This window comes from Polynucleobacter sp. UK-Kesae-W10 (assembly GCF_018881575.1).
Lineage (GTDB): Bacteria > Pseudomonadota > Gammaproteobacteria > Burkholderiales > Burkholderiaceae > Polynucleobacter.
Genome location: NZ_JACVQB010000001.1, coordinates 380,661 through 401,761, shown reverse-complemented (window position 1 = coordinate 401,761; position 21,101 = coordinate 380,661). Strand labels below are relative to the sequence as shown.

Here is a 21,101-nt window from a genome sequence, read left to right as displayed (position 1 = left end):
CCCAAACTTAAAAGAAGAGGGGCTGATTTTCTTGAGAGTAGGCTTCAGGGGCCTTGTTTTCAGCAAACTCACAAATTTCGTAAGAACTTGGATCTTCTAAAAGTTTACGTAAGAGCGCATTATTTAAGGCATGGCCTGATTTTTCGGCAACATAAGCTCCGACAATGGGATGGCCAATTAAATATAAATCCCCAATGGCATCCAGAATTTTGTGACGCACAAACTCATCTTCGTAACGCAATTCTTCATTGTTCAGAATCCGGTGCTCATCCAAAACAATCGCGTTATCTAAACTACCACCACGAGCAAGCCCCATCTCTCTGAGCGCTTCAACTTCGTGAGCAAAACCAAAAGTGCGTGCTCGACCGATTTCACTCCGGTAGGCATGTTCTGCAAAATCTACAACAAATCGTTGGCCAGTCTTGTCCACTGCAGGATGCTTGAAATCAATCGTGAAATCTAATTTAAATCCAAAGAATGGTTCAAGACGCGCAAGCTTGTCTCCGTCTTTCACTTCGACCGGCTTTTTAATCACTAGGAACTGACGTGGCGCTTCTTGTTCGATGATGCCGGCTGACTCAATTAAAAACAAAAAGGAAGCTGCACTGCCGTCCATGATGGGCACTTCTTCACCATCAAGCTCTATCAATAAGTTATCTAAGCCAAGGCCAGCGCAGGCTGAAAGCAAATGCTCTACCGTAGAAACTCGCACACCATCTTTTTGAATTACCGAGGCAAGCCTAGTGTCACAGACCGCTAGAGCGGTGGCCGGAACAAGTGACTGCTCCGGAGTATCTACACGTACAAATTGCACCCCTGAATTCACTGGGGCTGGCTTAATAGAGATAGTCACCTTGCGGCCAGAGTGCAAACCAATACCCACTGTTTTCACAGGGCTTGCAATGGTTCTTTGCTTCATCATGATGACATCTCTAAATTCAGGGGGCGCTTATTAAAAAATTATAATTTTTTGAGGATCGATGCCGCATCACTCACTTCAAACTTGCCAGGAGCTTCGCGATCTAAGCTCTTTACAACGCCGTCTTCCACAATCATGGCATAACGGTCTGAGCGAACACCAAATCCGCGAGCGGTTAAATCCAACTCGAGACCTACTTTTTTAGTGAACTCGGCACTGCCATCACCTAGCATGCGAATTTTTTTACCGACCTTTTGATCACGTCCCCAAGCGCCCATGACAAATGGGTCATTTACGGAAATGCACCAGATCTCATCGACACCTTTTGCTTTAATAGCATCGAAGTGTTCAACGTATCCTGGCACATGCTTGGCAGAGCAGGTTGGGGTAAATGCGCCAGGCAAGGCAAAGATAACAATCTTTTTGCCAGCTGCAAGTTTGTCAACTTCAAATGCATTTGGTCCTAATGCACACCCTTCTGTCTCTTCATTAAAAAATTCATAAAGAGTGGCATTTGGTAGTTTTTGTCCAACAGCAATCATGGCGTCTCCAATAGGTAATCGTTAGTAAGCATGCCAACGCAAGCGCGGGATTCGTCGTCCGGAGGGGCGCCGCGCCGGCATTTCGCAATCACCTATTGTATTAAGCAGTCAATTAATCTGCTTGCTTACGTAAAAACGCTGGGATTTCATAGTAATCAGCCCCTTTATCAAGCAAGGTTTTTGCTTGAGGAGAGCTATCCGCACCTAAGGTAGGCGCAGGAGTCGCTTCACGAGAGCTACGAAAAACCCGCGGCAAGTCATACTGACTGTAATCAACGCCACCAGCTGCAGGTTGTGCTGCTTGCATCGGCATTGCCGGTGCACTTGCAGACCCAATCGATGCCATACCAGCGCTAGTACCCAAAGCTGAATCCAAGCTTACTTTACTAATTGCAGCAGATGCGCTGGCAGGAGCAAAACTATTGAGATCAGCCATAGTTGGCATTGCATCATGCGTACCAGTAGCTTGTCTCCAAACTACCTCTGGTTGGTTTGCCTTACGTGCTTGTGGATTATTTAAACCAGTCGCAACGACAGTAACGCGCAATGCATCGCCTAAGCTCTCGTCATATACGGTACCGAAAATCACTGTTGCATCATCTGCAGCGTAACCACGGATTGCAGCCATCACTTCGCGAGTTTCAGATAACTTCAATGAACGGCTAGCAGTGATGTTGACTAATACACCGCGAGCGCCAGATAAATCTACGCCCTCGAGCAATGGTGATGCAACAGCAGCTTCTGCAGCCAAGCGTGCACGATCCATACCGGAAACAGTCGCCGTTCCCATCATCGCTTTACCTTGCTCGCCCATCACCGTCTTCACATCTTCAAAGTCGACGTTAATCAAACCTTGAACGTTGATGATTTCTGCAATTCCAGAAACGGCATTGTGCAATACATCATCAGCGCATGCGAATGCCTTATCAAACTCAGCATCCTCGCCCATCACTTCAAAGAGTTTTTCATTGAGAACCACGATCAATGAATCTACATAAGACTCGAGCTCAGCCGCACCATTTTCAGCAACCTTAAGACGCTTTACGCCCTCAAAGTCAAACGGCTTACTAATTACGCCAACTGTCAAAATACCCATCTCTTTTGCAACCTGAGCAACAATTGGCGCTGCTCCAGTACCTGTGCCACCGCCCATACCAGCGGTAATAAATACCATGTGGGCACCTTGCAATGTATCTGCAATACGAGCGCGCGCTTCTTCAGCAGAAGCAGCACCGATTTCTGGTTTTGCACCAGCACCTAACCCGCTAGAGCCCAGTTGCAAATTCACAGATGCTTCAGAACGCTGTAACGCGCCTGCATCGGTGTTCATGCAAATGAACTCTACGCCATTCACTCCGCGACGGATCATGTGTTGGACGGCATTACCACCAGCCCCACCAACTCCAACCACTTTAATAATGGTTTTGCCAGCTGTTTCTTGATCTAACATTTCAAATTCCATATACCCTCCTAGGTAAAAAACGTACTACATTGACGACGACGAAAAAAACTTAAAAATTTCCTGCAAACCATTCCTTCATACGCGATATAACACCTTGTAACGCGCCTGATTGAGATACCCGACGACCGCGCAATAACTGCGCCTGGCCTTCCATTAATAAACCGATACTGGTAGCAAAACGCGGGCTACGCAGAACTTCATGTAGATGGCCGCGGTATTCCGGAGTGCCGATACGGGCTGGCCGCAAAAATACTTGCTCTGCCAACTCCACCATACCTGGCATGAGTGCAGTCCCACCGGTCAACACAATGCCTGAAGACACCATATCTTCGTAACCAGAGTCACGTACTACACCACGAACGAGCGTGAATAACTCTTCAACACGTGGCTCAATAACTGCAGCAAGGGCCTGCTTGGACATCGGACGTGGCTCACGATCGCCAACGCCAGGTACATCAATCATGGCCGTTGGATCGGCCATTTCTTGACGCGCAATTCCATGTGCAATTTTCAAATCTTCCGCATCAATGGTTGGCGTACGCAATGCCATCGCAATGTCATTGGTAATTTGATCGCCTGCAATCGGAATCACCGCGGTATGGCGGATAGAGCCCTGGCAATAGATAGCAATATCGGTTGTGCCGCCACCGATATCGACCAGGACAACGCCGAGCTCTTTCTCATCCTCCGTGAGCACGGCCAAACTTGATGCCAAAGGCTGCAAAATCAGGTCGTTAACCTCTAAGCCACAGCGACGCACACACTTCACAATATTTTGGGCAGCACTGACTGCGCCAGTAACAATATGAACCTTCACCTCTAACCGTAGGCCGCTCATACCAATCGGCTCACGCACATCCTCTTGACCATCGATGATGAATTCTTGAACCAAAATATGCAAAATTTGCTGATCGGTTGGAATATTGATCGCTTTTGCGGTCTCTAAGACACGCTCCACATCGCTAGCACTCACTTCTTTATCGCGAATCGCAACCATGCCGCTAGAGTTAAAGCTCACAATATGATTACCAGCAATTCCAGTGAAAACTTGAACGATCTGGCGATCCGCCATGATCTCCGCTTCTTCGAGAGCCTTTTGAATTGACTGAACGGTAGCCTCAATATTGACAACAACACCCTTCTTCAAACCCTTGGAAGCTGTTTGTCCAACACCCACCACATTAAATTGACCATCTGGTGCTAATTCAGCGACCAAGGCAACCACCTTGGAAGTGCCAATATCCAAACCAACCAAAATATCGCGATTGTCTTTACTCATTACCATTCCTCATTGCTTCAGCTCGCTTTTCTTGCCATCAACATCATTCTTTTTCATGCCTGCAGCAGCAAGATGAACTGCAAATCCATTTGCATAACGGAGATCTACTGCGTCAACACGATTGGGCCACTTATCCTGCACTTGAGGCCAATACTTAAAGAGACGAGCAACCCGCTCTTCAGTCAAATTCTTATCGGAACTCTCTTCATCGCGGCCAAACTCCACTTTCATACCATTGGATAATTTGATATGCCAAGCGTAACGCTCAGTTAATGCAAGACTGACAACCTCTGCGCCCCAAGGTTTAAACCAGTTGTTTGCCTTTTCATAAAGACTCATGACTTCTTTGCCGGCATCTTCTGGACCATAAAAATCGACCAAACGCAGGTCATCACCAATCTCTGATACACGGCCAGCAAATATCTCGCCATGGTTATTAATTAAGGTATGGCTGTCTGCACCACCCCATGTACCAAATGGCTTTTGCTCCTCAATACTCACAATGAGTCCATTTGGCCAAACACGGCGGACATTAGCGTGGCGTACCCAAGGCATGCTTTCAAAGCCTCGCTTCACATCTTCTAGGCGCACGCTAAAGAAATTACCTTGCACAGTCTCCAATACCTGCTGCTTCACAACCGACTTATTAATGTGTTTCAAGGTTTGACCAGACACTGGCTCAATCTGTATTTGCTTTAATGCAAATACCGGTCTTTGGCTCAACCAAACCAAAATACCAATCGCCATCAGAACTGCAAAACAGCGCATCAAGAAACGGCTGAGCTTTTGCATCCGCTCTGGATGATTCCAGAGAGGAGACATCAGCATGGCGAAAATCTCGCCGAACCGGTCCATAAACGAACTCATGCAGTAGCACTCTCTTTTTGTTGCAGCGTTTGACTTAACAACCACAGCACTAAATCGGCATATTCAACACCAGCAGCTTTAGCCGCCATTGGCACCAACGAGTGCGATGTCATACCAGGAGAGGTATTCATCTCCAATAAATAAGGCTTGCCAGTCTTTTGATCCAACATCACATCTGCGCGCCCCCAAGTACGGCAACCCAATGCTTTATATGCAGCCAGGGCAAGTGCCTGAACCCGTTCATTGACCTCTGCCGCCAAGCCAGTTGGGCAGAGGTACTGAGTCTCATCAGAAAAATACTTATTATGAAAATCGTAGTTTGCTTGGGGTGGAATAATTTTGATTACGGGCAGCGCTTCAGCGCTATTACCTTGACCAACCAATGGGCAAGTCAACTCATCGCCTACGATGCAAGTTTCAGCAATCACTTTTTTATCTAGGCCAGCAGCTAATTGATATGCGGCTGGCAACTCATCAACTGACTTCACCTTTGTTAAACCCAGTGAGGAGCCCTCATGAGCTGGCTTCACAATCAAAGGTAGGCCTAGATGCTTCACAACGCTATCCCAGTCGCTATCCGCAGTTAATTCCTCAAATTCAGGAGTAGAAAGTCCGTTACTAATCCAAACTTGTTTCGTAACAATCTTGTCAATCGCTAATGCGGAAGCTAGTACACCACTGCCGGTGTAAGGCAACTGCAGCAAATCGAGTAAGCCCTGGATTGTGCCGTCTTCACCATATCGACCATGGAGAGAAATAAATACGCGATCAAATTTTTCCGCTACCAATTCAGTTGGGTTGCGTACTCCTGGATCAAAAGCGTGGGCATCAACCCCTTTGGATAAAAGGGCCTGGAGTACGCCATTACCAGACATCAAAGAAATCTCGCGCTCCCCAGAGCGACCACCCAGTAAAACACCTACGCGACCAAAACGCTTCACATCCAGGTTGGCTAACTGAGATTGAACGCGCTCGCCCCACAAGCTTAAACCTTGCTTAGACATTCTTTGCCTCCGCCAAGGTGTGTGGCAATGCTGAAATAGAACCTGCACCCATCGTAATTAATACATCTCCATCTTTTAAAACTTGACTTAATTTTTCTGGCATCTCAGCAACATTGGACGCGAATACCACCGCCGCAAAATTGAGTAATGATTGGGAATTCTTATCCTCAGCTACTGCAGCTTTCATCAAACTCTTACCATCGGCTCCGGGAATTTTTGCCTCGCCAGCTGGATATACCTCGGTCAATACCAAGGCATCAAAATTACGCAGAACTTGAACAAACTCTCCAAAACAATCCCGTGTTCTCGTAAAGCGATGTGGCTGGAATGCCAACACCAAACGACGACCTGGGAACGCGCCGCGCGCTGCAGCCAAAGTAGCTGCCATCTCTACTGGGTGATGGCCATAGTCATCAATGAGAGTAAAGCTACCGCCAGAAGACAGTGCTATATCGCCATAACGCTGGAAGCGCCGGCCTACGCCACCAAACTCAGACAAGGCCTTCTTAATAGCCTCATCCCCAACACCTAATTCGGTTGCAATTCCAATCGCTGCCAATGCATTACGAACGTTATGCAAGCCAGGTAAATTCAAAGTCACTTCCAGCGGGCCTGGTTTATTACCATGTCGGCGAACTGTGCGACGCTCAACTGTAAAGTGCATCCTTGTTCCATCAGCACGCACATTGCTTGCGCGGATGTCTGCATCTTCTGATAAGCCATACCGCAAAACGGGCTGCGACACAAAGGGAATAATGTCGCGTACATTCGCATCATCGATACATAAAACTGCTACGCCATAAAATGGCATACGTTGAATGAATTGCACAAAAGCCTGTTTGAGTCTTGCCATATCGTGCTGATAGGTATCCATATGATCAGCATCAATATTAGTAACCACTTCCATGGCTGGAAATAGCTGTAAGAATGAAGCATCCGATTCATCTGCTTCAACGACAATAAAATCACCACGACCCAAACGTGCATTGGCCCCGGCAGAGTTGAGCTTTCCGCCAATGACAAAAGTCGGATCTAAGCCACCTTCTGCCAAAACGGATGCAACTAAACTCGTAGTCGTTGTTTTGCCATGGGTACCTGCAATCGCAATACCCTGCTTTAGGCGCATTAACTCGCCCAGCATTACTGCGCGCTGAATGACTGGAATTTTGGCAGCGCGAGCTGCCAGCACCTCTGGATTATTGCCAGCTACAGCAGTTGAAATCACTACCGCCTCTGCAGTGCCCACATTTTTAGGGTCATGCCCAATATAAATGACTGCACCCAACTCTTGAAGACGTTTGGTCGTCACACTCCCAGCCAAATCAGAGCCTGATACTTGATAACCCAAATTCAAGAGAACCTCAGCGATGCCGCTCATACCAGCGCCACCAATGCCAATAAAATGTATTTGCTGAACAATATGTTTCATACACCCACCCCCGCGCAATCCGCACATACTTCAGCAACACGCTGTGTAGCGTGTGGTTTAGCTAATGCGTGTGCACGCACTGCCATCTCTTTTAAATCTGCGCGATTCAAGTTTTGAATCATGGATGCCAAGTCCTGAGGATTAAGGTATTGCTGCGGTAACAACACTGCCGCATCCGCATCCGATAAAAATTTGGCATTCGCAGTTTGATGGTCATCAATAGCATGCGGAAAGGGAATCAAACATGAAGCAACACCACATGCAGCCAACTCGGATACCGTCATTGCACCGGATCGACAAATCACCAAATCTGCTTGCGCATATGCCGCAGGCATGTCATCAATAAATGGTCGAGTATCTGCCTCAACACCCAGGTCCGCATAGCGCTGCTGTAGCTCTGCCAAATGTTTATCGCCCGCTTGATGAATCACTGTTGGGCGAGATTCTTTTGGGAGCAGCGCCAAGGCAGCAGGGATGTTTTCATTTAAGGCTGCAGCACCCAAGCTACCACCAACCACCAAAATAGATAAAGGACCTTGACGTTCCTGATAACGCAATTCTGGATTTTGTATGTGGTCAAACTCTTCCCGAATCGGATTACCAACCCACTCAGCATTTTGCATAGTGTCAGGGAAGCCCGTTAAGGTACGCATGGCAATCTTAGCAAGTGCACGATTGGCGCTTCCAGCTACAGAATTTGCCTCATGCAACACTAATGGTCGCTTCAATAACTTTGTTACCAATCCGCCAGGGAAGGTAATGTAACCGCCCATACCCAAAACAACACTTGGCTTTAGGCGACGCATAATCTTCCAGCTCTGAAAGCATGCGCGTGCCAAATTAATCGGCAGCATGATTTTTGCTTTTGCGCCTTTACCTCGCAAGCCACCGAACTCAACTGCCTCAAATGGAAAATCGCAAGACTTCACCAGGCGATACTCCATGCCATTCCGATTGCCTAGCCAAGAAACCTGCCAACCGCAAATCCGCAAATATTCGGCGACAGCCAGCCCTGGAAAGATATGTCCTCCAGTGCCACCAGCCATCACCAATATTGAGGGTTTTGTCACAGCTTCCCTCCGCGCATCAGGATACGGTTCTCATAGTCAATTCGCAGCAACATGGCGATTGCTACTGCATTCATCAAAATGCCCGAGCCACCATAACTCACTAATGGCAGGGTTAAGCCTTTTGTTGGCAACAAACCTAAGTTCACGCCCATATTGATAAAAGCTTGCCAACCAATCCAAATTGCAACGCCTTTTGCAGCTAAGCCAGCAAAACTACGATCTAACTGCAATGCAGTACGGCCAATAATGAATGCGCGACGCACGATCCAATAGAACAAGAAGATCATCACTACAACACCGACAAAACCCAACTCCTCACCGATCACTGCCATGATGAAGTCAGTATGAGCTTCAGGGAGATAGTGGAGCTTCTCAACGCTACCGCCAAGACCTGTACCGAACCACTCGCCTCGACCAAAAGCCATGAGTGAATGAGTTAATTGATAGCCTTTATTGGCAGCGTTATCCACCTGCCAAGGATCCATAAATGCCAACATACGACCACGGCGGAATGGAGAGAGGGCAATCATGGCTGCACCACTTAATAAGCCAACCACAATCAAACCGCCAAATAATTTAGCGTTAATACCGCCTAAAAATAAAATACCAAATGCAATTAAAGCTACTACTACAAAAGCACCCATATCAGGCTCTTTCATGAGCAGGCCACCCACCAAGGCAACAGCGATTCCCATAGGGAGCATTCCCTTAGAAAAAGAATGCAAATATTCTTGTCGCTGAACGGTATAACTTGCTGCAAAGATCACTGCAGCAAACTTCATCAACTCAGAAGGCTGAAAATTCATTACGCCCAATGGAATCCAGCGTTTAGCGCCATTCACCCCTTTGCCAATACCTGGGATTAAAACTGCTATGAGAAGCAGGACTGTAAAACCAAAAATCACTGGTGAGTAGCGATCCCAAACCTTAGTCGGAATCTTGAAAGCCCAAATCCCTACGCCAATCGCAATTGCCAAAGAAATTACATGGCGAATTAAAAAGAAATTACTACTGTAATTCGCGTACTTAGGACCGTCAGCCAAAGTAATGGAGGCTGAATAAACCATCACTAAACCAATGAGCATGAGAGATAAAACTGCCCATACCAGTAACTGGTCGTATTCCATCATGCGTGAGCGCGTCTGCTCTACGCCAGAGACAGCATCCCTCAAGCCAGTTCGGAAGTTATCAATACCGCCCCTGGAAAAGTTCCAAAAGCGATCCAAGCCAAGACGATTTTCTGGGAATAGTTTTTCTTTTAAGCTCATGCCTGAACTCCTTCGAAGCGCATTCCTAACTCTTCAACCTCTGCCACAAAAACCTGCGCACGCTCTTTGTAATCGCGGAACTGATCCAAGCTAGCGCAAGCAGGGGAGAGTAAAACCAAATCGCCTGTAACAGCTTGGGCAGCGGCCGCCCGCACGGCAGACTGTAAGTCACCACTCGTCACGCAAGGAATATCGCCCATTGCTTGGGCAATCTTGTCGGCATCTTTTCCAATTAAGAAGACGCCTTTTACAAAACGAAGTGCAGGCTCACGCAATGGACTAAAGTCTTGACCTTTACCATCACCGCCGGCAATTAACCAAATGCGTTTTCCAGACTCATTACTACCTAAGCCATTCAGAGCAGCAACAGTTGCACCAACATTAGTACCCTTGCTGTCATCCACGTACTCCACATCATTCACAATCGCAACACTTTGAACACGATGTGGTTCACCATGGTAATCACGCAATCCATGCAACAAAACATTCATTGGCAGGTTAGCTGCGCGAGCCAGAGCCAGAGCCGCTAGGGCATTTAATGCATTGTGACGGCCTCGAATACGCAGAGCATCAGCCGGAATCAAACGCTTTAGGCGCAATGGCTCGTCTTCCTCTACCGCTACAGACTTACGACGACGTTTAGGCTTTGGCTCCAGGTCCTCATCCACCTCCGCCCACACTAACCAATCAATTCCACCAGCACGGAGATCATGCTCGATACCGAAAGCGCCTTGCTCATCAGGTCGATTCGAACCAAAGCTCACTACTGCTTTTTCTATCTTTTGCTCATCTGTGAGCAAGCCCATTACCAAGGGATCATCGCGATTCAAAATGCAGACAGTATCAGCACCAAAAATTTTGCCCTTTGCTTGAGCATAATTCGGCATATCGCCATGCCAATCTAAATGGTCCTGGGTAATATTGAGAACCGTAGCTGCGGTAGCATTTAGTGAGTGGGTATAAACCAACTGAAAGCTAGATAACTCTAAAACCCAGATATCGGGCATATCCTCGATCTGGTCAGAACCTTCTAAACAATCGATCAACTTATCTAGTGCAGCAGGGCTAATATTTCCTGCAACTGCCACCTTCTTACCAGCTCGCTCACATAATTGCCCTGTTAAAGCGGTAGTCGTTGTTTTGCCGTTAGTACCGGTAATAGCAAGCACTGCAGATGAATAGCTTGACTCAGCTGCCTGAGCCATACGACTTAATGCAGCGATCGCACGCGCAAAAAATTCAATTTCACTCCAGACATCAATTCTGGATTTCCGAGCAGATACCAAGAATGATTGTGTGGGCTCTTGCATTGGCGATAAGCCAGGACTGATTCCAATCACATCAATATCAGAAAGCAGCTCGTCACTTAATGGGCCAAGCACAACATCTTTAAGGCCAGCAATTCGTAAGTCTTCTAACCAGGCCAATTGACGCTCTGTCAATTGTGATTGTTCGCGCGTGTCCGCCAAACGGACTACAGCACCATTGAATAAGCACCATTTAGCCATGGCAACACCAGACTCACCGAGACCCAAAATCAAAAATCGATTTGGGGCTTCATAGCCTGCATCAGCAACTGCTGCTGGATTTGCGAAGGTGTTTTCTAAACTCAACATATCTATTCTTTAGTTCACCGTAATTTCAAGCTAGATAAACCCACTAGCACTAACAAGATGGTGATAATCCAAAAACGAACAACGACTTGCGTCTCTTTCCAGCCGCCTAATTCAAAGTGATGGTGCAAAGGGGCCATCCGAAAAATTCTGCGGCCTTCGCCAAAGTGTTTTTTAGTTAACTTGAACCAAAAGACTTGCATCATTACTGAAACTGTTTCGGCAACAAAAATTCCGCCCATAACAAAGAGCACAATCTCTTGGCGCACAATGACTGCAATCGTTCCTAAAGCGCCGCCTAAGGCTAGGGCACCTACATCACCCATAAAGACTTGCGCGGGATGTGTGTTGTACCAAAGAAAGGCCAAGCCTGCGCCGCCCATAGCGCCGCAAAAAATCATCAATTCACCAGCGCCGGGAATATAGGGAAACAATAGATACTTGGCGTAAATCGCATTACCCATGACATATGCAAATGCGCCTAATGCAGCACCCACTAAAATCACCGGCATGATTACCAAACCATCTAGACCATCCGTGAGATTGACCGCATTGCTACTGCCTACAATCACCAAGTAACTCAAAATGATGAAGCCCATCATGCCCAAGGGATAGCTCACCTCTTTCATGAAAGGTATTAGCAGATTTGTTTTAGCAGGAAGATCCAATGCAAAACCACTCTTTAGCCATTCATAAAACAGCTGCAATACTTTGAGGTTATTGACCTCGGATACAGAAAATGCCAAGTAGATAGCAGCAAATAATCCAATTAAGGTTTGCCAAAAAAACTTTTCTCGCGAAGCCATGCCCTTAGGGTCTTTGCGCGCAACTTTGCGATAGTCATCTACCCAGCCAACAGCGCCAAATCCAAAAGTCACAATCATCACAATCCAAATAAAGCGATTGCTAAGATCAGCCCACAACATGCAAGAAACAAACATGCCCAACAAAATCAGAACGCCGCCCATCGTAGGGGTACCTGATTTCACTAAATGGGTTTGAGGTCCATCAGTACGCACTGCCTGCCCCATCTTTAATTCAGCCAACTTCCGAATCACCCAAGGGCCTGCTGCTAATCCAATCAATAAGGCAGTAACCGTTGCCATCACTGCTCTAAAAGTGATGTAGTTAAATACCCGAAAAAAACCAAAGTCTTCTTGCAACCATTGAGCGAGCATTAAGAGCATGTTTTTGCCTCCTCTAACAAGGCTTGCACTACACGCTCCATGCGCATAAAACGTGAACCTTTGACCAAAATATTGAAGTGTTGATTGCTACCGGTCGACTGTGCATGCAGTGCATCTCGAACTTGAGAGATCAGACTATCCATGTCGGAGTAATGCATAGCCTTTGCTGCAGGAGCTGCTTTATTTGCCCCCTCAAATCCTTGAATGGCAAACTGACATTGCTCACCAAGAGCAAATAACTTAGTAACGCCCTGCTCAGCAGCATAAGCACCAACTTCACGATGAAACTCAGGCCCTTGACTGCCTACTTCTCCCATATCTCCCAGAATCAGCCATGACAGATTGCCCGACTGCTTTAAGGCATCAATAGCAGCTCTTACAGAATCTGGATTGGCGTTATAGCTATCATCAATAATGGTGTGACTAGCATCAAGCTTCTTAGCTTGCATCCGACCATTGACTGGCGTAAAGGTCTCCAGACCTTGTTTGATCTTGTCTAAACTGATCCCCGCTGCCAAGGCAACAGCACTTGCGGCCAAAGCGTTGCGTACATTGTGACTACCAAGCGTATTTAACTGAATCTCAATTGATCCAAGCTCAGTCACCACCTCTACGCGACCATTATTTAATAAACGTCCTCTTACAGAGGCATTCGAACTGGCCTGGGCAGAATTCAAAGCGAAATCGATCACCTTTCTTTCTGCAGCCGCATCACGCCAAACAGAGCTGAACTCAGAATCTGCAGGAAATACAGCAACACCCTCTTTAGGCAAAGCTCTAACTACATCAGCGTGCTCTTGTGCAACCGCTTCAACTGTGGCCATAAATTCTTGATGTTCACGCTGAGCGTTATTAATCAATGCAATGCTTGCATGAGCAATATCAGCTAGCAGCGCAGTCTCGCCAGGATGGTTCATACCCAGCTCAACTACCGCAAGACGATCGGTGGAACGTAATTTCAATAATGTCAAAGGTAATCCAATGTCATTATTTAAATTGCCTTTGGTCACCAAAGCATGAGCGTCACCAGCTGAAGCTTTAAAGATTGCCGCGATCATTTCTTTCACGGTAGTTTTGCCGTTACTTCCCGTTACCACCGCCAAAGGAATATCGTACTGTTTGCGCCATGCTTTTGCCAAAGCTGCTAGGCCACTCCGTGTATTAGACACACAAACTGCCGGTAAGTTTTTTGGGCACTTTTGCGCATCACTGATGAGCGCAGCACCAACACCAGAATTGACTACATCTACCAGGAAGTCATGAGCATCAAAACGCTCGCCTGATAAAGCAACAAATAATTCACCCGCGTCAATTTGACGACTGTCAGTACCTACTCGCGAAATAGCTAGAGTTTGAGCATCCTGTTCAGACACATTAAGCAATTGGCTACCAGGAAGCATGGCATGCACTTGAGCCAATGTCATCATCCTGGACATTAAGCCATCCCTCCAGCAGCCAAGCGAATGTGCTCTTGATCGGAGAATTCAAACTTTTTACCATTAATCTCTTGCGTAGTTTCATGCCCTTTGCCAGCAACCAACACAATATCGTTTGCACCAGCATGTCGAATCGCGGCCATAATGGCCGCAGCCCTGTCCGCAATAGCTTGAACATTGGCAGATGAACTTGTTAGCCCATCACAAACCATGCGAATAATTTCTTGAGGATCTTCTGATCTTGGGTTATCACTCGTAACAATAATTTGATCAGCATATTGCTGAGCTACCGCACCCATTTTTGAGCGCTTACTACTATCACGATCACCACCACATCCAAACACGCACCAAATTTTTCCGCTACGTTGCTGAGCAATCGGACGTAGTGCTTGTAAGCTTTTTTCAAGCGCATCTGGAGTGTGCGCATAATCCACAACCGCCATTAAGCCTTCCGCTTTTTGACTCTTGCCTAACTGAATCAATTCCATGCGACCGAGCACTGGCTGCAAATGACTCACACGCTTACCCGCATCTTCAGGCGTCAATCCCTGAGCAAGTAATACAGCCCATACAGCCAAGGCATTGCTTAAGTTAAAAGCGCCCAGCAAAGGAATGTGCAGAGAAGTGCTAGATACCCCTTCGTGCGTAAAGACTGCTTCATATCCAGCGCCATTGAATGCGGTATCTGCTGCAAAAATGCGCTGAATACGATTACCAAATTTTTCAAAACTCTGGAAAGTAGCCGGCGTCAGTGCATATGCCCATATAGTGATCTCGCCTTTTGCCAATAGATTTATTGCCAACTCACGACCAAATGGATCATCTATATTAATGACAGCATGCTCAAGGCCAGGCTGCATAAAGAGCTTCGCCTTTGCTTCAGCATAATCGGCCATGGTGCCGTGATAGTCCAAATGATCTTGAGTCAGATTGGTAAATACTGCGCAATTAAACCAAGTACCTGCAATTCGACTCTGATCCAAAGCGTGTGATGAAACTTCAATGGCTACTTGTTTAGCGCCAGCATCAAGCAACTCTTTTAATTGAGTCTGCAATTTGGGAGCATCCGGCGTTGTATATCCAGTCTTCACGAGCGCGCCTGGAAAGCCAGTACCCAAGGTACCTAAAACGGCAGTGCGATGACTTGGCTGATCTAATGCTTGAGCCAGCCATTGAGTAATGCTTGTTTTTCCATTGGTGCCAGTGACACCAATCATTTGTAATTGCTTACTTGGATATCCGTACCACTGTGCGCAAAGCTCACCCGCTTTTTCCGCTAGATTATCAATAGCAAAACATTGGGGGTGATTTTCATACTGAGATCCAATTCCTGCGGGATCCAATACTACTGCAGCAGCGCCATTCTCTAAAGCAGCATCAATAAATTGTCGGCCATCGCGCAAAGCATTTCCATGCCCCACAGGGTAAGCAAAAAAGATATCGCCAGACTGTATCTGGCGACTATCCGCACTCACCTTTGCAGTAGCATTTGCAAGTGCGTGTAAGTGGTCAATCAAGTGATTGGGCTCTATTTTCAATGCCACCCTCATCTTTTCAGAACCACATGCTGTGTTTGAACATTCGCCGTACGAACCTCTTGCGGGCCCTTGTCATCAAGAACCATTTGCTTTACTTTGGTATCGGGCAATACATTGAGTGTGCGCAATGTTTCACCAACAATCGTTGAGAACACCGGTGCGGCCACATCTCCGCCATAGTGGCTTCCGCCAGTGGGCTCATCAATCATGACCGCCACCACAATGCGAGGTGCACTAATGGGAGCTAGCCCCGCAAAGTAGGCGCGGTAAGAATTTCCGTAACCCTTACCAACCAATTTATGGGCCGTACCAGTTTTTCCACCAACGCGATATCCCTCAGACTGCGCTTTAACCGCCGTACCGCCAGGCTCGGTGACAGTCTCTAGCATTTCACGCATTTCAATTGCTGTCTTTGCTGAAAGGACACGTGTACCTGGCTTAAATTCTGGACTGCGCTCGATCGTCAACGGCACTAACTCGCCATCGCGTGCAAATACTGTGTATGCGCGTGCCACCTGAAAGAGGGAAGCAGAAATACCATATCCAAAAGCGATACGGGCTTGATCTGTTGGCATCCACTTTTTAAATGGATGCACAGTGCCCGCAACCGCGCCAGGGAAACCGATTTTCGGGGCTTGGCCTAAACCCACAGCGGTATAAAAATCCCACATCTCTTCTGGCGAAAGATTATTCATCGCAATCTTTGCCGTACCAATATTGCTAGATTTTTGAATCACTTGAGCAACGGTCAAATTTCCATAAGGATGCGTATCAGTAATAGGCTTAGGACCCACTAAATATTTCGCACCAATCACCATATTGGTATTCGGTGCCACAGCACCTTTTTCTAAGGCAATGGAAATAGTTAACGGCTTAATCGTAGAACCAGGTTCAAAGGTGTCAGTTAAAACACGATTGCGTAATTGCTCTCCACTTAAGTTGCGGCGATCGTTCGGGTTATAGCTTGGATAGTTGGCCAAAGCCAAAATCTCGCCAGTCTGAGTATCTAAAACAACCGCGCCACCGGCTTTTGCGTGATGCTGCTCAACGGCGCTCTTAACCGCGTTATAGGCAAGATATTGAATCTTGCTATCAATCGATAACTGTAGATCTTTACCATTTTGCGGTAACTGCTCAATCGCAACGTCTTCAACCACGCGCCCAAGACGATCAATCACTACACGTCTTTGGCCAGGATGCGCAGCAAGATCTTTCTCGCGAGAAAGCTCCATGCCTTCCTGGCCTTTGTCATTCACGTTTGTAAAGCCAACTACGTGAGCCATTGCCTCGCCTTCTGGATAGAAGCGGCGATATTCGTTATTCAGGCCAATGCCTGGGATTTCCAATTGTTTAATCTGCTGACCTACATCAGGATCAACCTGACGCTTTAAGAAAATCTGCTTGCGTTCATCTTTTAGTTTTTTACGTAAATCAGCTTCACTCATCTGCAATAAGCTTGCCAATTTTTGCACCTTATCGGCCGCCAAATCATCAGGAACGGTATCGTTATAGGCGATGACTGACTTTGCCTCAAGACTGGTTGCGATCACCTGACCATTTCGGTCTAAGATTTTTCCACGACTAGCAGGCAATTCCAGCTCACGCTGTGTACCGCGAACGCCTTTCGCTTCATAAAATGCGTTGCCTGGGCCTTGTATCCAAAATGCACGCAGTAGCAGCATCATGAATACAAAAAATAAGAGGAATAACATCAAGCGCGAACGCCACATCGGCAAGCGCAAGACTAAATTTGGTGTCGTAGAAAAACCTACCGGCCTCATTGAGCCTCCTTTAGGTACAAAGTACGTTCAGGAGAAATTGGCACCATCCGCAGTTGATTGCGTGCCACATCACGAATACGTGCAGATTTAGAGAGATTGCGTTGCTCATACTCTAGGCGCAACCACTCTTGATTCAACTTGCGCTCTTCAATCTGAGCCCGCTCCTGAGCAATAAATAACTTGCGCGCACGTTGCTGTGCGGCCACCAAGGACAAGGCGCAGATTAATAAGAGGGCGAGCAGGGTCAAAGTGGCGCGATTCATGCACTCGCCTCCATACGCTTTTCTGCTACTCGCATAATTGCTGAACGGGCTCGAGGATTTTCAGATACCTCAGCATCACTTGGCTTTACACGCCCAATAATTTCGAGCGCGCTTTGTGGCAAGTCTTTTTCGCGAACAGGTAAACCACGTGGGATCTCTACCTTGGCATGCGCCTGTAAAAACTGCTTCACAATGCGATCTTCTAGCGAATGAAAACTAATCACAGCCAATCTTGCGCCTGGTTTTAATAATTTCAATGCTGCTCTCAGCCCGAGCTCTAAATCTTCTAACTCGCGATTGATGAAAATTCGGAGCGCCTGAAAAGTTCGCGTGGCTGGGTCTTGACCCGCTTCCCGAGTGCGCACAACACCAGCGACCAAACTAGCTAGTTGCGTAGTAGTTTTTGGAGACAAGCCCTCTTCTCGCTTGGCCACTATGGCCTTTGCGATTTGAAATGCAAAACGCTCTTCGCCGTAAGTCTTAATCACGCGTGTGATTTCCTCCAGCGGTGCCTGTTCCAGCCACTCTGCAGCCGTTAAGCCATGATCCGTGTTCATACGCATATCGAGTGGGCCCTCGCGACGAAAAGAAAAGCCTCGATGTGCTTCGTCCACTTGCGGCGAGCTGATTCCCAAATCCAACAAAATTCCATCGACCGATTCTGCTTGCGCGTATTGATCCATCCGAGCAAAGCTGTCGTGCACGATCGTCAAACGCGAATCGTTGATTTGTTTTGCTACTGCAATGGCATCCAAATCTTTGTCGAAGGAAATCATGCGCGCAGTCAATGGAAGCTTGTTGAGCAAAGCTTGTGTGTGGCCGCCGCGCCCAAATGTTCCATCGATTACCAAGGTACTCTGTGTTGCAGATGAATGTTGAATGAGCGGACCACTGATTAGCGCCGTCACCGCCTCGGCCAGCAACACTGGGCGATGAGTTATGTTCATGGCACCCTGTCATCAAAAATTAAATTGCTTGAGTGCTTCAGGCATACCTTGCGCAATCGCAGCCTGTTCTTTTGCAGCGTATGTTGCTGCATCCCACAATTCCAAGTGACTACCCATACCCAACAGAATGACTTCTTTTTCAATTCCTGCAGCAGCACGCAATTCAGGGCTCACCAAAATTCTGCCAGCACTATCCAAGTCCATCTCCGCTGCGTTACCAAGGAAAATACGACGCCACCAATGAGCATCCATGGGTAATTGCGCAACTCGCGCGCGGAATGCTTCCCACTCTGGTCTTGGGAATAATAGGAGGCAACCATCAGGGTGCTTTGTCAGCGTGACTCTGCCCTCGCCTTGAACCAACAAGGCGTCACGATGCTTGGCTGGAATAGACATCCGACCTTTTGCATCTAAATTGAGAGCTGACGCGCCTTGAAACACCATTTACCCCACTTTTTCACACTTCCTCCCACTTTAGAGGATCGTACTAAGAGGGTCAAGTGTTTTTGGGGATTTTTTTGGGAATTTCTCTAGTGTTTACAAACACTTAGCGCATTGTGTTCATAAAATGGTGATAATAAAATAGCTACTTGAAACAATGGCTTGGAAAATATACTTAAGACCAAGTCTTAGCTATAGAGCTAAATAACCCCAAAATCCACTGTATTTATACACAGTAAATCCATTTTTAAATCAATCAATATTTTTTTATAAGCCAAAAACGATTCAGGGTCCTGCTAAATTTTGTAAGCAGTACTCGTCATCACCTTGGACATAGCCTGCATTACTTTTTGGACAGGCTCCGGTAGGGCAACTCCCCCGGCATGCACTGCAGCTTGGCCATGCTCAATTTCGTCAATGCGCATTTGATCAACAATAGCGCGAGAGCGATGATCATCTTGCGGTAATTTTTCAAGATGACTTTCTAAATGATTTTCAACTTGCTTTTCTGTTTCAGCAACAAAACCTAAACTCCACTTATCTCCAGCTAGACCTGCAACGAGGCCAATTGCAAAAGACCCTGCATACCAAAGTGGATTTAGATAACTCGTATGAGAACCCAATTCTTGAAGTCGAGTTTCACACCAAGCCAAGTGATCCATTTCCTCTTTTCCGGAGTGCTCGAGCATCTCTTGGATTTGCGAATTTCGCGCAACTAATTTTTGCGATTGATACAGCGCTTGTGCACAGACTTCACCCACATGATTTACGCGCATCAAGCCTGCAGCATGTTTGCGCTCGGCTGAATTTAATGTTTGAGTGGGGATAGAAGAGCCTGGATTCGGTCGCCCTGCGTTTGCTCCACCAACGACTGATCGCAGTGCAGTATCAAACTCAATAATCAGACGATCAATGGGTGACATTGGCGAGGCAAATTTAGACTAAAACCTCGGCTTTACAACTTTGCTTGGTCTTCAGACCAAGCTCAGCTAAGAGCGCGCGGTCTTGTTCTGCTTCAGGATTACCGGTAGTGAGCAGTTGCTCACCGTAGAAGATGGAGTTCGCGCCAGCCATGAAACACATGGCTTGCACAGCCCTACCTAACTCTTGGCGACCAGCCGATAAACGCACGCGCGCTTTGGGCATTGTGATTCTGGCAACCGCAATCGTTCTAACAAACTCCAATGGATCCAAAGGTTTTTGGTCGGCCAATGGAGTACCAGCTACAGGCACGAGATGATTAATTGGAACGGATTCAGGATAAGGACTGAGGTTTGCCAAACGTGCTAAAAATGCTGCGCGCTGCTCACGTGATTCACCCATGCCAACAATGCCGCCACAACATACGGACATACCTGCTGAGCGCACATTAGAAATCGTATCCAAGCGATCCTGGTAGCCGCGTGTTGAAATTACTGAGCGATAAAAATCTTCGCTAGTGTCAAGATTGTGATTGTAAAAATCGAGGCCTGCCTCTGATAAGGCCTGCGCTTGATCAGCTTCCAACATGCCTAAGGTGGCACAAGTTTCCAGACCTAAAGCCTTTACGCCCTTAATCATGGCGGTGACTTTTTCAATATCCCGATCCTTAGGTTCGCGCCAAGCAGCGCCCATGCAAAAACGGTTTGAACCAGCTGCTTTGGCAGCTTTGGCAGCCTCGAGAACTTCCTCTAAACCCATTAATTTTTCAGCCTTCACATCGGTGTCATAGCGAGCAGCTTGCGGGCAATATCCGCAATCCTCAGGACAGCCGCCCGTTTTAATCGATAGCAAGGTTGCCAATTCGACATCCCCTTCGGGAAAATACGTCTGATGGGTTTCTTGGGCCTTGAGCATTAGCTCATTAAAAGGCAGGGCAAATAGGGCTTCAATCTGGGCTACTGTCCATTGACCAGACGCATCCACCTCTTTGCGTAAATCGGCCTCAGATTTGACGTGGGTAAGGGGTTTTTCTACTGTTTGGGCGTCCAACATGGGTAAATTCCAGAAAATAAGTGAATTCAAGCCATAAACATAACAGATACAGGCCGGAATTAGGAAAAACTAGTGGTCAAA

Annotated in this window: 19 protein-coding genes; all 19 read right to left on the bottom strand. The window is 47.1% G+C overall.

From position 1 onward, the window contains the following. Nucleotides 1-7: 7 nt before the first annotated feature. On the bottom strand, nucleotides 8-922 hold the full coding sequence (gene lpxC, locus ICN24_RS02185) for a UDP-3-O-acyl-N-acetylglucosamine deacetylase (RefSeq protein WP_216221039.1): 915 nt from the start codon (nucleotides 920-922) through the stop codon (nucleotides 8-10). A gap of 38 nt (nucleotides 923-960) precedes the next feature. Further along, entirely contained in the window at nucleotides 961-1,461 is a 501-nt protein-coding gene (locus ICN24_RS02180) for a peroxiredoxin (RefSeq protein ID WP_216221038.1), read from the bottom strand. Between the two features lie 112 nt (nucleotides 1,462-1,573). After that, nucleotides 1,574-2,923 (bottom strand): cell division protein FtsZ, encoded by a 1,350-nt coding sequence (gene ftsZ / locus ICN24_RS02175; protein WP_216221037.1) that lies wholly within the window; start codon nucleotides 2,921-2,923, stop codon nucleotides 1,574-1,576. Nucleotides 2,924-2,972: 49 nt separating this feature from the next. Then, the gene (ftsA, locus tag ICN24_RS02170) at nucleotides 2,973-4,202 is read right to left on the bottom strand and encodes a cell division protein FtsA (protein ID WP_216221035.1); all 1,230 of its coding nucleotides are present in this window, start codon (nucleotides 4,200-4,202) and stop codon (nucleotides 2,973-2,975) included. Between the two features lie 9 nt (nucleotides 4,203-4,211). After that, nucleotides 4,212-5,069 (bottom strand): cell division protein FtsQ/DivIB, encoded by an 858-nt coding sequence (locus tag ICN24_RS02165; protein WP_216221033.1) that lies wholly within the window; start codon nucleotides 5,067-5,069, stop codon nucleotides 4,212-4,214. Beyond that, nucleotides 5,066-6,073: a D-alanine--D-alanine ligase gene (locus ICN24_RS02160; RefSeq protein WP_216221031.1), complete on the bottom strand. Its 1,008-nt coding sequence runs from the start codon at nucleotides 6,071-6,073 to the stop codon at nucleotides 5,066-5,068. Before ICN24_RS02160 ends, ICN24_RS02165 begins: the two co-directional genes overlap by 4 nt. Further along, nucleotides 6,066-7,502 (bottom strand): UDP-N-acetylmuramate--L-alanine ligase, encoded by a 1,437-nt coding sequence (gene murC, locus ICN24_RS02155; RefSeq protein WP_216221029.1) that lies wholly within the window; start codon nucleotides 7,500-7,502, stop codon nucleotides 6,066-6,068. Before murC ends, ICN24_RS02160 begins: the two co-directional genes overlap by 8 nt. Next, a complete protein-coding gene (gene murG, locus ICN24_RS02150) occupies nucleotides 7,499-8,572 on the bottom strand; it encodes an undecaprenyldiphospho-muramoylpentapeptide beta-N-acetylglucosaminyltransferase (RefSeq protein WP_216221027.1) in 1,074 nt (357 codons plus the stop codon). Before murG ends, murC begins: the two co-directional genes overlap by 4 nt. Further along, a complete protein-coding gene (gene ftsW, locus ICN24_RS02145; protein ID WP_216221026.1) occupies nucleotides 8,569-9,840 on the bottom strand; it encodes a putative lipid II flippase FtsW in 1,272 nt (423 codons plus the stop codon). Before ftsW ends, murG begins: the two co-directional genes overlap by 4 nt. Next, on the bottom strand, nucleotides 9,837-11,456 hold the full coding sequence (gene murD, locus ICN24_RS02140; protein ID WP_216221024.1) for a UDP-N-acetylmuramoyl-L-alanine--D-glutamate ligase: 1,620 nt from the start codon (nucleotides 11,454-11,456) through the stop codon (nucleotides 9,837-9,839). The genes ftsW and murD overlap by 4 nt, the downstream gene beginning before the upstream one ends. Before the next feature lie 14 nt (nucleotides 11,457-11,470). Beyond that, the gene (mraY, locus tag ICN24_RS02135) at nucleotides 11,471-12,640 is read right to left on the bottom strand and encodes a phospho-N-acetylmuramoyl-pentapeptide-transferase (protein WP_216221023.1); all 1,170 of its coding nucleotides are present in this window, start codon (nucleotides 12,638-12,640) and stop codon (nucleotides 11,471-11,473) included. Beyond that, a complete protein-coding gene (murF, locus tag ICN24_RS02130; protein ID WP_216221022.1) occupies nucleotides 12,631-14,076 on the bottom strand; it encodes a UDP-N-acetylmuramoyl-tripeptide--D-alanyl-D-alanine ligase in 1,446 nt (481 codons plus the stop codon). Before murF ends, mraY begins: the two co-directional genes overlap by 10 nt. Next, the gene (locus ICN24_RS02125) at nucleotides 14,076-15,626 is read right to left on the bottom strand and encodes a UDP-N-acetylmuramoyl-L-alanyl-D-glutamate--2,6-diaminopimelate ligase (protein ID WP_216221021.1); all 1,551 of its coding nucleotides are present in this window, start codon (nucleotides 15,624-15,626) and stop codon (nucleotides 14,076-14,078) included. The genes murF and ICN24_RS02125 overlap by 1 nt, the downstream gene beginning before the upstream one ends. Continuing rightward, complete coding sequence (locus ICN24_RS02120) at nucleotides 15,623-17,395, bottom strand: penicillin-binding protein 2 (RefSeq protein ID WP_216221020.1); 1,773 nt, start codon at nucleotides 17,393-17,395, stop codon at nucleotides 15,623-15,625. Before ICN24_RS02120 ends, ICN24_RS02125 begins: the two co-directional genes overlap by 4 nt. After that, a complete protein-coding gene (ftsL, locus tag ICN24_RS02115) occupies nucleotides 17,392-17,658 on the bottom strand; it encodes a cell division protein FtsL (protein WP_215366737.1) in 267 nt (88 codons plus the stop codon). Before ftsL ends, ICN24_RS02120 begins: the two co-directional genes overlap by 4 nt. Continuing rightward, on the bottom strand, nucleotides 17,655-18,605 hold the full coding sequence (gene rsmH, locus ICN24_RS02110; RefSeq protein ID WP_216221019.1) for a 16S rRNA (cytosine(1402)-N(4))-methyltransferase RsmH: 951 nt from the start codon (nucleotides 18,603-18,605) through the stop codon (nucleotides 17,655-17,657). The genes ftsL and rsmH overlap by 4 nt, the downstream gene beginning before the upstream one ends. 12 nt (nucleotides 18,606-18,617) lie before the next feature. After that, on the bottom strand, nucleotides 18,618-19,046 hold the full coding sequence (gene mraZ, locus ICN24_RS02105) for a division/cell wall cluster transcriptional repressor MraZ (RefSeq protein ID WP_216222171.1): 429 nt from the start codon (nucleotides 19,044-19,046) through the stop codon (nucleotides 18,618-18,620). Between the two features lie 296 nt (nucleotides 19,047-19,342). Beyond that, on the bottom strand, nucleotides 19,343-19,969 hold the full coding sequence (coq7, locus tag ICN24_RS02100; protein ID WP_216221018.1) for a 2-polyprenyl-3-methyl-6-methoxy-1,4-benzoquinone monooxygenase: 627 nt from the start codon (nucleotides 19,967-19,969) through the stop codon (nucleotides 19,343-19,345). Between the two features lie 13 nt (nucleotides 19,970-19,982). Further along, on the bottom strand, nucleotides 19,983-21,020 hold the full coding sequence (gene bioB, locus ICN24_RS02095; RefSeq protein WP_216221017.1) for a biotin synthase BioB: 1,038 nt from the start codon (nucleotides 21,018-21,020) through the stop codon (nucleotides 19,983-19,985). Nucleotides 21,021-21,101 lie beyond the last annotated feature (81 nt).